A 13,209-nucleotide genomic window follows, 5' to 3' on the forward strand; every position below is an offset into this window, starting at 1 on the left:
TGGACCTTTCGGCGGTCTGGTCAGGCTGCGCCGGCGGCCGCAGCCACCGCGCCGGCGGACGACTCTTCTGCCGCGCCCGCGAGCCGCAGCCACGTGTCCACCACCGTGTCCGGGTTCAGGGAGACGGAATTGACGCCTTCCTTCACCAGCCATTCAGCGAAGTCCGGGTGGTCGCTGGGGCCTTGGCCGCAGATGCCCACGTACTTGCCGTGCGCCCGGCAGGCCTTGATGGCCATGCTGAGCAGCTTTTTCACGGCCGCGTCCCGCTCGTCGAAGCTGTTGGCCACGATGGCCGAGTCACGGTCCAGGCCCAGGGTCAGCTGGGTCATGTCGTTCGAGCCGATGGAGAAGCCGTCGAAGTACTCCAGGAAGTCGTCGGCGAGCAGCGCGTTGGAGGGCAGTTCGCACATCATGATGACCTCGAGGCCGTTTTCGCCGCGGCGCAGGCCGTTCTCGGCGAGCAGGTCGATGACGCCCCGCGCCTCGTCCAGGGTGCGCACGAACGGGATCATCAGCTTGACGTTGGTCAGGCCCATCTCGTTGCGGACGAAGGACAGGGCCTCACACTCGAGGTCGAAGCAGTCCCGGAAGGACGGTTCCAGGTAGCGGGACGCGCCGCGGAACCCGATCATCGGGTTTTCCTCGTGCGGTTCGTACGCCGGGCCGCCAATGAGGTTGGCGTACTCGTTGGACTTGAAGTCGGACATGCGGACGATCACCGGTTCAGGCGCAAAGGCGGCGGCGATGGTGGCCACGCCCTCGGCGAGGCGCTTGATGTAGTAGTCGCGGGGGCTGTCGTATGCGGCAATCCGCCCGCGGATCTCGGCGGCCACTTCCGCCGGCTGGCTGTCCAGGTTCAGGAGCGCCTTGGGGTGGATGCCGATCTGCCGGTTGATGATGAACTCCAGCCGGGCCAGGCCCACTCCGTGGTTGGGCAGCTGCGCAAAAGTGAAGGCCTGTTCCGGCGTGCCCACGTTCATCATGACCTTTACCGGCGCCTCGGGCAGCTGGGTGACCCCGGTCTCCTCGACGCTGAAGTCCAGCAGTCCTTCGTAGATGGTGCCGGTCTCGCCGTCGGCGCAAGAGACGGTCACCTCCTGGCCGTCGGCCAGCGAGTCAGTGGCGTTGCCGGTGCCCACGACGGCGGGAATCCCCAGCTCGCGGGCGATGATGGCCGCGTGGCAGGTGCGCCCGCCGCGGTTGGTGACGATCGCTGAGGCACGCTTCATGATCGGTTCCCAGTCGGGGTCGGTCATGTCTGCCACCAGGACATCGCCGGTCTGGAACGAGGCCATCTGGTCGATCGCGGTGAGGATCCGGACCTTTCCGGCGCCGATCCGCTGGCCGATGGCGCGGCCTTCCACCAGCACCGGGCCGGTCGCGTTCAGGCGGAACCGGCTCATGCTGCCCGGGGCCCGGCGGGACTGCACGGTTTCCGGGCGGGCCTGCAGGATGTACAGGCCACCGTCGATGCCGTCCTTGCCCCACTCAATGTCCATCGGGCGGCCGTAATGCTTCTCAATGGCGACGGCATGGCGCGCAAGCTGCTCCACGTCGTCGTCCGTGAGGCTGAAGCGCGAGCGCTGGGACTCCTCCACCGGCACGAAGTCGATGGTGCGGCCGATCTCGCTGTTGGTGGTGTAGGTCATCTGGAGGGCCTTCTCGCCCAGGCCCCGCTTGAGGATGGCCGGCCGGCCGGCTTCCAGGGCGGGTTTGTACACGTAGAACTCGTCAGGGTTCACGGCGCCCTGCACCACTGCTTCCCCCAGCCCGTAGGAGGAGGTGACGAACACGGCGTCCTGGAAGCCGGACTCGGTGTCCATGGTGAACATGACCCCGGAGGCGCCGACGTCGGAACGCACCATGCGCTGGATGCCCGCCGAGAGTGCCACCTCGGCGTGCTCGAACTTGTGGTGCACGCGGTAGGCGATGGCGCGGTCGTTGTAGAGCGAGGCAAAGACGTCCTTGATGGCCTGCAGGATGTTCTCGATCCCGCGGACGTTGAGGAAGGTCTCCTGCTGCCCGGCGAACGAGGCATCGGGAAGGTCTTCTGCCGTGGCGCTGGAGCGCACCGCCCAGGAAAGGTCCTGCGAGCCGGCGTGCTTGTCCACCAGTTGCTGGTACGCCTCGCGCACCTGCGCCTCGAAATCCGCCAGGAACGGCGTGTCGCGGACCAAGGACCGAATCTCCTGTCCGGCAGCCGCCAGCGCCGTCACGTCATCGGTGTCCAGGCCAACGAGCCGGTCGGCGATCTTCTGGTCCAGGCGGGAATCGGACAGGAACCGGCGGTACGCGTCCGCCGTGGTGGCGAATCCATCCGGGACCTGGACGCCGGCGGACGTCAGGTTCTGCACCATCTCGCCCAGGGAGGCGTTCTTGCCGCCCACCTTGTCCAGGTCCTTAAGTCCGAGTTCGGAGAACCAAAGAACGTCTGTGGTCATGTTTGCTGCTCCTTTGCAGAGGTGGCTTAGGCATTGCTGGCCGCCACGGTAGTGCCGGCCGGAAGAAAAACCTTGTCAACAATGGCAGGTCTACCGCGCACTTTCCACATGATGTGCGCCACGCCACGTTTGTGAATTGTTGCTAATGCTTGAGATTCATCCGCTGCAGGATGGTGGCCGCCATCTCCTCCACGGACACGGTGGCCGAGTTCAGGTACGGGATCCGGTGGGATACGTACAGCTGCTCGGCGCTGCGCAACTCAAAACCGCACTGACGCAAGGATGCGTACGGCGAGCTGGGCCGCCGTTCGGTGCGGATCTGGCTCAGGCGCAGCGGGTTGGACGACAGGCCGAAACACTTGGATACGAAGGGCTGCAGCGGCTTCGGCAGGCCGTCCCGCTGGAAGTCCTCGTCGACGAGCGGAAAGTTGGCGGCGAAAATCCCATGCTGGAGTGCCAGGTACATGGTGGTGGGCGTCTTGCCGCACCGGGACGGGGCCACCAAGATAACCTGCGCCTTTTCCAGGGCACGCAGGCTCTGGCCGTCGTCGTGCTCCATCGCGTACTCCACCGCCGCCATCCGGGACTGGTACCGCGCAGCGTTCCCCAGGCCGTGCGCCCTGCCGGGTTCGCCGCTGGCAGCCGCGCCGAGTGCCTGTTCCAGCACGCCTACATGCGTGCCGATCAGGTCCACGATCACGCCCTTGCAGCCGGCCAGGATCTGCCGGATTTCGCTGCTGACCGCGGTGGAGAAGACCAGGGGCTGAGGCCCGGTGGCGGCAAGGCCGTCGATGGTGCGCACCACCGCCCGTGCCTGCTCGGCCGTGGTGATGAAGGGGATGGTTACACGGTCAAAGTCGGCCACCGGGAACTGGGTCAGCAACGTATTGCCCAACGTTTCCGCGGTGATGCCCGTACTGTCCGAGAGGAAGTAGACAGGGCGTAGAGCAGCATTGGTCATGGCATGACTTTAGCGGCCGCCGAGGTGCGGCACCGAAGTCGGGACTGGCGCGGGCTTGGCCGACGCATTGGTTGCACGCTGGCAAGTTCGCCGGTCAGGCCGCTTTCACAGGCGACTTGCCTCCGCTGGACGCTGCTTGGTTCTCGCGGGCCAGGAAGGCCGAGAGTTCACCGATGGTGCTCATGAGCGGGGCTGGGAAGACCACCGTGGTGTTCTTGTCGACGCCGATTTCCACCAGGGACTGCAGGTTGCGGAGCTGCAGCGCCAGCGGGTGGGCCATCATGGTGTCGGAGGCGTCGCCCAGCGCTGTGGCCGCGATGGCCTCGCCTTCCGCGGCGATGATCTTCGCTCGCTTCTCGCGTTCGGCTTCGGCCTGGCGGGCCATGGCTCGCTTCATGCTTTCGGGCAGCTGGATGTCCTTGAGCTCCACCAAGGTGACTTCCACGCCCCACTCGACTGTGAGCACGTCGAGGATTTCGCGGATGTCGCCGTTGATCCGTTCGGTCTCGGACAAGGTCTGGTCCAGGGTGTGGCGGCCAACCACCTTCCGCAACGTGGTCTGGGCGATCTGGTCGATGGCCGCGGCCACGTTCTCGATGGCGATGACGGATTTCACGGCGTCCACCACCCGGTAGTAGGCCACCGCCGACACGTCCACGCTGACGTTGTCTTGGGTGATGATGCCCTGGGACTGGATGGGCATGGTCACGATCCTGAGGCTGACCAGCGGCAGCCGGTCAATAACAGGAATGATCAGCCGCAGGCCGGGGTCTCTTACGCCGATCACCCTGCCAAGCCGGAACAGTACGCCCTTCTCATATTGGCGGACGATCCGGATGGACATCCTCGCAGCAACGAGAAGCAGGATAACGAGGACAATGACAGTCACGGTGGTGGGGTCCATCAGGATCCCCTCCTGGTCTTTGCGCGGGCCGTGCCGGCACCTGGATGGCGCCGTGACAGGGGGCCCTGCAATTATTGTCCCACCAAAGGCGTCGGGGAGCTCCGGGAAAGGGCCATCTACCGGCGCGCATCCGCAGCCACTGGCGCATGGCTGAGGTCAGCCGGCCTAGCCGTTGCCTGCGGCGTCGACGTCCGGCTCATGTTCCTGCTGCGCTGCCAGGACGATGCTTCCGTATCCCTGCAGGAACATCCGCCGGCCCTGGCCGTCATCCGTCCACACCCAGATGATCGAATAATCTGACGTCACGGCGTCCACGACTCCCGTGCCGGCCATGGTTCCTTCGGCAAAACTGACCCGGTCCCCCACCGCAAGCCGAGGGTGCCTGGTCCGCTTCCGGCGGGGCTTGATGGTGGCGGTGTCCCCTGCCGCTGCAGGGTCTGGCAGGCATGTGCTGACGTGCTGGCGCATCGGTTTCCTCCGGGCTCACGGGCGGACAGTCAGCTCATTACAACCCTGCCCGCTGCTCCCAGGTCACGCACGACGGCGTGGTGCAGCAAGACTAACGCGCCATGGCACAACATGCATGGTCCGCAGGCTTCGGACGGAGTGTGACTGGCCAGCCCCTAACGGGCCTTACCGGCAAAGCGGCTCCTGCCAGCGCAGCCTCAGTCCAGCGCCGCCACGGATCCCAGTGCGTCCCAAGCGAAGCTCGCCAGCCAGTGCGTGGACATGAAGTCGCCGCTCTCCAGCCCGGAGAGCCCGGCCTTCAACAGCGGATCGAGTGCCTCGCTGAGGACGGCCGCCGCAGCGGTTGCTTCGGGCTTGGAGGATTCGCGGAGGGTGGCGATGGTGCGGGCCACCTGGCCGGCCCGGGTCAGGTTCAGTCCGTGCAGGTGCACCAGGTAGCCGTCGGTCTCATCCGTCACGCCCACCGGCTGCAGGATCCGCGACGCCGTGGAGAGTCCCGGGAGGAACGCTCCGAACCAGTCTGCGAACTCGTCGGCGGAAAGGACACGGCGCATCAGGTCCGCCTCGCTGAGGCCGGCCGAGAGGAAGTCCTGGCCACAGAGCTCCCAGTCCCCCGGCCAGCCACGGTCGTTCGCGAACCAGCCGCGGGCCGCCTCCTCGCACGCCTTCGCGGCGTCCTCGCGGCCCAAGGATCGGAAAGCGTCCAGCATGTAGCCCACCCCGAAGGCCGCGTTGGTGTGCAGCCCGTGCCGGACGGGGTATTGCGCCTTGGCCATCCACGCGACGCTGAGCTCCGCCACCGCATCCACCAGCGGCTCCAGGGCGGAGCCCCATTCGCGGATCTGTGCATCGGAGGACGCGGAACAGGTGGCCGCAAGCCGCATGAGCCACGCCCAGCCATACGGACGTTCCCAGGACGGGTTGGCCAGCAGGTAGTCGCGTTCCACCGCCAGCTTGGCCGGGGTCAGGTTGGCGCCCAGGGCTTCCCGCAGCGACGCGGCAGTCGGGCTGTCCACCCAGGCCGCTGTCCCGCCGTCGGACGCCCCCTCCTGAGCAGCCCCGGACAAAGGCGACCCGGCGGCGGCCCCCAGCAGGCTGGCCCCCAGCCAGTGCATGTGGACGCAGGAGTGCCAGTCGAAGGAGGTGTAGAACGCGGGGTGGATCTGCTCCGGCGTGGGACGGTCGTCGGCGGACGCCTGGGTGTGGTGCGCCGAGTGCGGGTATGGCTCCGACAGGTTGCCCAACACCACGGCGGCGTAGTCCGGGGCCGCCTGTACGCGGAGGTCGTTGTCCATCATGCTCCTTTGAAAGCCGGGATGAGCGAAGGTTTAGTGGAAGGCCAGGAAGTACATCAGCACGATGTTGACTGCCAGCAGCGGGATGGCCGTGCCCACCTGGGCCGTGATGACGCCGTACTTGTTCTTCATCTCCAGCAGCGCGGACGGCACCAGGTTGAAGTTGGCTGCCATGGGCGTGCAGAGGGTGCCGCAGAAGCCGGCGAGCATGCCGATCGCGAAGATGATGGCGGGGTCACCGTGGAAGGTCTGCACCAGGACGGGCCAGCCGATGGCGGCGGTCATGATCGGGAAGGCCGCGAAGCCGTTGCCCATCAGCACGGTGAAGAGGAACATGCCGATGCAGTACACCAGCACGCCCGCGATCAGTGAGCCCTTGGGCAGCAGCCCGGACGCCAGGGTTCCCACAGCGGTACCGACCCCGGCCTTGGTGAAGAGGATGCCCAGCGTGGTGAGCATCTGCGGCAGCAGCGCAGCCCAGCCGATGGATTCGAGGATCCGGCGGCTTTCGAAGAGGGGCGTGGCAGGGTTCTTGGGCCTAAGGATCACAAGGGCGACGACGACGGCGGCTACGGCGCCGATGGCCAGCGCCACCAGCGTGGTGTTCTTGGGATCCAGCAGCGGGGTGCCGCCGATCACCAGCACAGGAGCAGCGAGCACCAGGATCACGGTGACCAGGGGCAGCGTCAGGGCGGGGATAAAGAGCTTGTTGCCGAAGCGTTTGGCGTACGCCTCGCGCTCGGGCCCGGTGGAGGTGCGGTGCTTGCCGTGGCCCAGCAGGCCGGTGGATGCCAGTACCACCAGGACCAGGACGGCGACGCCCAGGATCCAGGCGGGTGCGGTTCCGGCCTGGACCCAGGTGCTGTAGAAGAAGCACAGGCCCAGCAGGCCCCAGAAGGCCGAGCTGCCCCAGCGGCGGGGGTGGTTGGTGTCGGCGGCGATCAGCGACGCCCATGCGACGAACAGAATGCCGACCAGCCAGTAAACGGCTTCAACGTTGATCATTTGGCTTCTCCTGCGGTTTCCTTTTGGGCGGTGAGCTCAAACTCGCGGTATTCCTTGTCCAGTTGCTTGTCCAGGCGCAGCAGCCTGAAGCCGTGGATAAGGAAGGCGGCGATGGCGGTGGGGATGGCCCAGAGCGCCAGCTGGAGCGGTTCCAGGTGCAGGTGGTAGGTGGTGTCCACGAACGTGGTGATCAGCAGGATGGAGCCGACCGCCACGAACACGTCCTCGCCGAAGAACACACCAACGTTGTCGGCGCCGGCGGCGTGCCCCTTGATCTTCTCGCTGATCTTTTCCGGCACGTGGCCGTAGCGGCGCAGCGCTGCACCCTCCGCCATGGGGAACACCAGCGGGCGGACGGTCTGTGCGTGGCCGCCGATGCTGGTCAGGCCCACGGCGGCGGTGATCTGGCGGACGGCCAGGTAGCCGATCAGGACGCGCCCCGCGGTCAGTTTGGCGAGCCGGCCGATAAGGGTTTTGGCCTGCTCCTGCAGCCCGAAGAACTCGATAATGCCCACCACCGGCAGGACCGCCACGAAGATGGTGACGGAGCGGCTGCTGGCGAAGCCGGTGCCGAACGACTCGAGGATCTGCGCGGGGTTCATGCCGCCCAGGAGCGCGGTGACGATGCCCGCGACGGTGACGACAATCAGGGGGTTCAGGCGGATGGCGAAGCCAACGATCACCAGCAGCACCCCGATGAGTACAAGCATGATTATCCCTTCCCAGGGGACCCGTGACGGGTCTGCGAAAGTGGGGGCCGGCGCGTCCGTGCCCAGGTTTAGTCGGTGGGGCGGCGCCGAGGGGCGGGAGCCCCGGTCACGTTAGGGCTGCAGGACAACGGTGTGATCCACAGCATAGCGTTTTGTTCAACAATCCCGCAACCCCTCCTGCGGAAGGGGATCGGGTCAGCGGCCGACGGCGGCGAGCAGTTGCGCTTCGGCGCGCTCCAGGTAGTCGGCCAGGAAGTCCGCTGCCGTGGCCAGTTCCCCGGCCTCCAGGAGCTCCACGATCTTCGCGTTGTCCTCCACATAGGGTTCGTGGAAGGCGGGATTGGTGGCCATGGAGTGGAATACCAGCCGCATCTCGGCCAGCACCTGGTCCATGAGGCTGTTCAGGCGTTCGCTGCCGGCGCGGTCCACGATGGCACGGTGGAAGTCCTGGTTGGCCCCGGCCATGCCCGGGATGTCGCCGTCAACGGCGGCAGCCCTGGCCGCCTTGACGATCGCTGCAAGGGGCTCCGTGCAGACCGTGCCGGACCACAGCACCGCCGAGGGCTCCAGGAAGCGCCGGACACGGTAGATCTCGCGGATATCCTCCGCGGTGGGGTGCGCGACGAACACGCCGCGGTTGGGAATGCGGGTGACGATGTGTTCCGAGTGCAGGGCTGCGAATGCTTCCCGGAGGGTGTTCCTGGACACGCCGAGGGCCTCGCGGAGGGCTTCCTCTGCGAGCTTGGATCCGGGCTTGAGCTGGCCGGCCTCAATGCGGCTGCGGAGCTGCGCGGCCACCCACAGCCCGGTTTCGGCGTGCTTGGTGGTCCTGGCCTGGGCTTGAAGATCGGCCAGCACCTCGTCAAACGTCATGGCACCACGATATCGGCCCGGGCCCGCACATTCCCCCGCGCCGGCCTCCTAACCGATGGTGGTGAGCGCCTGTCCGGGCCCGACGGCGTCTCCGGGCGCCGCGTACAGCTCCCCGACCGTACCGGCACGGTGGGCGGCCACGGCTGTTTCCATCTTCATGGCTTCGAGCACCAGCACCGCCTCGCCTTCCTCGACGAGCGTTCCGGGCTCAGCCAGCCACTTGACCACGGTGCCGGCCATGGTGGCCAGCAGGTCGCCGTCGTTCTTCTCCGCCGGAGCAGGCGCGCTCCCCTCCGCCGCGTCGGAACGGCCGCGGCCGCCGCCGTTGAGCAGCGAATCCAGCAGCGCCGCAGGCAGTCCGAGCTCCATCCGCTTGCCGTCCACTTCGATGCCGATGGTCCGGCGTGGTTCCTCGGGCGCGGCGGGGCTGAACGCGGGGTCCGCTTCCAGCTCGGCGGCAAACTCACTCTCGATCCAGGTGGTGTAAACGCCCAGGGAATCGGTGCCGGTGAAGTCTGGAGCCTCCACCACGGCGCGGTGGAACGGCAGGACGGTGGCCAGCCCGCCAACACGGAACTCGCGCAGGGCGCGGCGGGCGCGGCGGAGGGCCTGTTGCCGGTCCGCGCCGGTGACCACCAGCTTGGCGAGCAGCGAATCGAACTGTCCGGGCACTGTTGACCCCGCCCGCACACCGGTATCCAGCCGGATACCCGGCCCGGTGGGCACCTCGAACGAATCCACGGTACCCGGGGACGGCAGGAATCCACGGCCCGGGTCCTCGGCGTTGATCCGGAACTCAAACGCGTGGCCGTGCGGCTCGGGGTCGTCAAGGATGGGCAGCACCTCCCCTGCCGCGATGGACAGTTGGGCAGCCACCAGGTCCACGCCGGAAGTTTCCTCCGTGATGGGATGCTCCACTTGGAGCCGGGTGTTGACCTCCAGGAAGCTCAGGAAGCCGGAGCCGTCCAGCAGGTACTCCACGGTGCCGGCGCCCACATATCCGGCCTCCCGGCAGATGGCCTTGGCCGAGGCATGGATGGCGGCCCGCTGGTCCGGCGTCAGGAACGGTGCCGGGGCCTCCTCCACGAGCTTCTGGTGCCGGCGCTGCAGCGAGCAGTCGCGGGTGCCGACCACCACCACGTTGCCGTGCGTGTCCGCGATGACCTGGGCCTCCACATGCCGGGGGCGGTCCAGGAACTTCTCCACGTAGCACTCGCTGCGGCCGAAGGCTGCAAGGGATTCACGCACCGCGGAGTCGAAGCTTTCCTCGATGTCGGCAAGGTTCCGGACCACTTTCAGGCCACGTCCGCCGCCGCCGAAAGCCGCCTTGATGGCTACCGGAAGGCCCACCTGTTCTGCAAACGCACGGACTTCGGCGGCGCTGGCCACCGGGCCGTCGCTCCCCGGTGCCAGCGGGGCGCCGGCACGGACAGCAACCTCGCGGGCGCTGACCTTGTCGCCGAGCAGCCGGATGGTGTCCGGCGAGGGCCCGATCCACGTCAGGCCGGCGTCGATCACGGCCTGGGCGAATCCGGCGTTTTCGGACAGGAAGCCGTATCCGGGGTGGACGGCGTCGGCACCGCTTTTGGCGGCGATCGCCAGGATCTTTTCACTGTCCAGGTAGGTTTCCTGCGGCCGGGAACCGGCCAGCGAGTATGCCTCGGTAGCGGCGGAAACGTGCAGCGCGTCGGCATCCGGATCGGCGTAGACGGCAACGCTTTCCAGGCCCGCATCGTCGCAGGCCCGGGCGATCCGGACGGCAATTTCGCCGCGGTTGGCAATGAGGACTTTACGCATGGAAGCTTTCCTTTGGTGTTTCGGGCTGTTCTGCCGGGGATGCTGCGGTGAACCGCACTGCGGCACCCGGCGGAAGTTGGGCGGCTTTGTCCAGGTCAGCGTGTACGACGACGGCAATCACCGGGTACCCGCCGGTCACCGGATGATCGGAGAGGAATAGGACCGGCTGGCCTTCCGGGGGCACCTGCACGGCGCCACGGACAGTGCCTTCACTCGCCAGTTCACCCTCCTTGCTACGTGTCAGTCCTTGTCCGTCCAGGCGCAGGCCGATCCGGTTGGACTTGGGTGTCACGGTCCATTCCTGGGACAGGAAGCTTTGCAGGGTTTCATCGTTGAACCAGTCCTGCCGCGGTCCGGGAACCACGCGGAGCTCTGTGGCGTGGCCATGGTCAGGGAGGGGTGAGATTTCGGGGTTGCCCACAACGCTGCCCGGTTTGGCGGCATGCACGGGAAGGATGGTTCCCGCTGTGAGCGGTTCGGGGCCGATCCCCGACATGGTGTCGGTGGATCGGCTGCCCAGTGCGGCCGGGCCGGCGACCCCGCCACGGACGCCAAGGTAGGAGCGGAGACCTGCCGAGGGCGCGCCCACGGTGAGCCGCTCCCCTGCCAGCAGCGCGAACGGGGCGTCGCACGCCGGGTGCCGCACCGCCGTCGTCGTTTGGGCATCGTTCGACGACGTCACCTCCAATGGCGCGCTGGCGCCGGTGACGGCGATGACCTGGTCGGTCAGGGCTTCGAGTTCCAGGCCGCCGAAGAGGGTTTCGATTCCCGCGGCGTCCTCCGGGTTGCCCACCAAGCGGTTGGCGCGGCGCAGGGCACCCCGGTCCATGGCACCGGAGCTGCTGACACCCAGGGCTGCGTAGCCCGGCCGGCCGAGGTCCTGGATAGTGGCCTGGAGGCCAGGCTTTCGCACGGCCAGGCCCGCCGAGGCATGTTCCTCGTGAGCCTCCGCGCTGGCAGCAGTTTCGGTGTGCCGCCGAACGGTGGCTTGAGCCCGGACGGCGGCGAAACGGACGGTATCGCCCGGGCGGATGAGCGCCGGGTTCTCCCGTTCAAGGTCCCAGAGTGCGGCGTCGGTCCGTCCGATCAGCTGCCAGCCGCCCGGTGACTGCCGGGGATAGATCGCCGAGTATTGTCCACCCAGGGCCACCGCCCCGGCGGGTACCGCGGTTCGCGGGGAGCGCCGGCGCGGCACGTCAAGGGTGGAATTCTCGCCGGTGAGGTAGGCGAAGCCCGGAGCGAATCCGGCGAAGGCTGCCGTCCATAGCTGGCCTGTGTGGGCTGCCACGACGCCTTCGCGGCCGAGGCCGGTGAGCGCCGCGGCCTCGTCCAGGTCGTCGCCGTCGTACACCACCTCAATGGTGACCAGTGTGCTGTCGGCCTCCGCGGGCGCGTCAAGGTCCAGGCCGCGAACGTGCGCGGCCAGCTCCTGCAGGGCATGCGGCGAATCGGCGGTGATCAGCACTGTCCCGGCGGCGGCAATGACGTCGATCTGGCCCGGCCTGGGGTGCGCCATAAGTTGTGCCTGGAGGCTGAGCACCGCGTCCAGGGAGGAGAGCTCAACCAGGATTGCCCGGTCTCCGGCGGGCTTGATCGCGGTGAGGACCGGCGCCGTGGCCGGGCGCTGTTGTGTGGCAGCCATGGCTAGGCGAAGCTTTGGATGGTGATGCCGGCGTCCCCCAGGGCGGCACGGACGGCGGCGGCCATTGCCACGGCGCCGGCCGTGTCGCCGTGCAGGCAGATGCTTTCCGCTTTGACCGGGACCAGTGATCCGTCCACGGCGCGGACCACGCCATCGGTGGCCAGGCGCAGGACGTGCTCGACGACGTCCTTCACCTCGTGCAGCACGGCTCCGGGTTCGCGCCGGGAGACCAAGGTGCCGTCAGGGTTGTAGGCACGGTCGGCGAAGGCCTCCGTGACCGTGCGCAGCCCGGCGGCGTCGGCCTGGCGCTGTATCTCGGAGTTCGGCAGGACCATGAGGGGAAGGGTGGGGTCCACGGCAAGGATGGCAGCCACCACGGCGCCGGCCTGCCGGGGGTGGTTGACGATGGTGTTGTACAGTGCACCATGCGGTTTGACGTAGCGGACTGCGGTTCCGGCGGCGAGGGCCACGGCCTGGACGGCGCCGATCTGGTAGACCACGTCAGCGGTCAATTCCGCCGGGGTCATGTCCACGAACCGGCGGCCGAAGCCGGCCAGGTCCCGGTAGCCGGGGTGGGCGCCCACCGTGACGCCGGCCTTGGCGGCGGCCAGGCAGGTGGCCATGATGCCCACGGGATCCCCTGCGTGGAAGCCGCAGGCCACGTTGGCGCTCGAAACACTTTCGAAAATGGCGGCGTCATCGCCGAAGGACCAGTTTCCAAACGATTCGCCGACGTCGCTGTTCAAGTCGATGCTGGGCATGTGATCTCCGTCTCGGATTGGTGGTACTCCAAGAATGCCCTATAAATCAGGATTGTTCAACAATCCCACCGGCGTTTTACGAACGCCCGCTCACATCCTGCAGCTTCTCCCCCAACGCCCGCTCACATCCTGCAGCTTCAACCCCGACGCCCGCTCAGTTGTTGCCGGAATACGCGCAAGAGGTGAGCGGGGGTTGGTGGGTGGCGTGTCGGGTGTGAGCGGGCGTGGCGGTTTCACCTGTCAGATGTGTCGGGTGTGAGCGGGGGTTGTGGTGTTAAATGTGGGAGGCCCCAACCATGTTGGTTGGGGCCTCGACCAGTGGTGTGTGTCCGGCGGTGTCCTACTCTCCCAC

At 67.3% G+C, this 13,209-nt stretch carries 11 protein-coding genes; all 11 read right to left on the reverse strand.

Going from position 1 to position 13,209, the window contains the following annotated elements:
• Positions 1–20 precede the first annotated feature (20 nt).
• The 11 genes from ppsA to QRM95_RS20850 all read right to left on the reverse strand — a co-directional run bounded on the left by ppsA (position 21) and on the right by QRM95_RS20850 (position 12,857).
• Positions 21–2,441 carry a phosphoenolpyruvate synthase gene (gene ppsA, locus QRM95_RS20800; RefSeq protein ID WP_285249314.1) on the reverse strand — a complete coding sequence of 807 codons (2,421 nt, stop codon included), beginning with the start codon at positions 2,439–2,441 and terminating at the stop codon, positions 21–23.
• A gap of 142 nt (positions 2,442–2,583) precedes the next feature.
• A complete protein-coding gene (locus tag QRM95_RS20805) occupies positions 2,584–3,402 on the reverse strand; it encodes a pyruvate, water dikinase regulatory protein (protein WP_285249315.1) in 819 nt (272 codons plus the stop codon).
• Between the two features lie 94 nt (positions 3,403–3,496).
• Entirely contained in the window at positions 3,497–4,306 is an 810-nt protein-coding gene (locus QRM95_RS20810) for a slipin family protein (protein WP_285249316.1), read from the reverse strand.
• A gap of 165 nt (positions 4,307–4,471) precedes the next feature.
• The gene (locus tag QRM95_RS20815) at positions 4,472–4,774 is read right to left on the reverse strand and encodes a hypothetical protein (protein ID WP_285249317.1); all 303 of its coding nucleotides are present in this window, start codon (positions 4,772–4,774) and stop codon (positions 4,472–4,474) included.
• Between the two features lie 197 nt (positions 4,775–4,971).
• Positions 4,972–6,069, reverse strand: a complete 1,098-nt coding sequence (locus tag QRM95_RS20820; protein WP_285249318.1) for a DUF2891 family protein — start codon at positions 6,067–6,069, stop codon at positions 4,972–4,974.
• Positions 6,070–6,102: 33 nt separating this feature from the next.
• Positions 6,103–7,074, reverse strand: coding sequence for a DUF979 domain-containing protein (locus tag QRM95_RS20825; RefSeq protein WP_285249319.1), 972 nt, complete (start codon positions 7,072–7,074; stop codon positions 6,103–6,105).
• A complete protein-coding gene (locus tag QRM95_RS20830; protein ID WP_018762092.1) occupies positions 7,071–7,784 on the reverse strand; it encodes a DUF969 domain-containing protein in 714 nt (237 codons plus the stop codon). The genes QRM95_RS20825 and QRM95_RS20830 overlap by 4 nt, the downstream gene beginning before the upstream one ends.
• 195 nt (positions 7,785–7,979) lie before the next feature.
• Positions 7,980–8,657, reverse strand: a complete 678-nt coding sequence (locus QRM95_RS20835) for a GntR family transcriptional regulator (RefSeq protein ID WP_285249320.1) — start codon at positions 8,655–8,657, stop codon at positions 7,980–7,982.
• A gap of 48 nt (positions 8,658–8,705) precedes the next feature.
• The gene (locus QRM95_RS20840) at positions 8,706–10,454 is read right to left on the reverse strand and encodes an acetyl/propionyl/methylcrotonyl-CoA carboxylase subunit alpha (RefSeq protein WP_285249321.1); all 1,749 of its coding nucleotides are present in this window, start codon (positions 10,452–10,454) and stop codon (positions 8,706–8,708) included.
• The gene (locus QRM95_RS20845) at positions 10,447–12,096 is read right to left on the reverse strand and encodes a 5-oxoprolinase subunit B/C family protein (protein ID WP_285249322.1); all 1,650 of its coding nucleotides are present in this window, start codon (positions 12,094–12,096) and stop codon (positions 10,447–10,449) included. Before QRM95_RS20845 ends, QRM95_RS20840 begins: the two co-directional genes overlap by 8 nt.
• Before the next feature lie 2 nt (positions 12,097–12,098).
• Positions 12,099–12,857 carry a LamB/YcsF family protein gene (locus tag QRM95_RS20850; protein WP_285249323.1) on the reverse strand — a complete coding sequence of 253 codons (759 nt, stop codon included), beginning with the start codon at positions 12,855–12,857 and terminating at the stop codon, positions 12,099–12,101.
• Positions 12,858–13,209: the final 352 nt, after the last annotated feature.

The sequence above is a fragment of the Pseudarthrobacter sp. efr-133-R2A-89 genome, from assembly GCF_030209315.1.
In the GTDB taxonomy this organism is placed as follows: Bacteria; Actinomycetota; Actinomycetes; order Actinomycetales; family Micrococcaceae; genus Arthrobacter.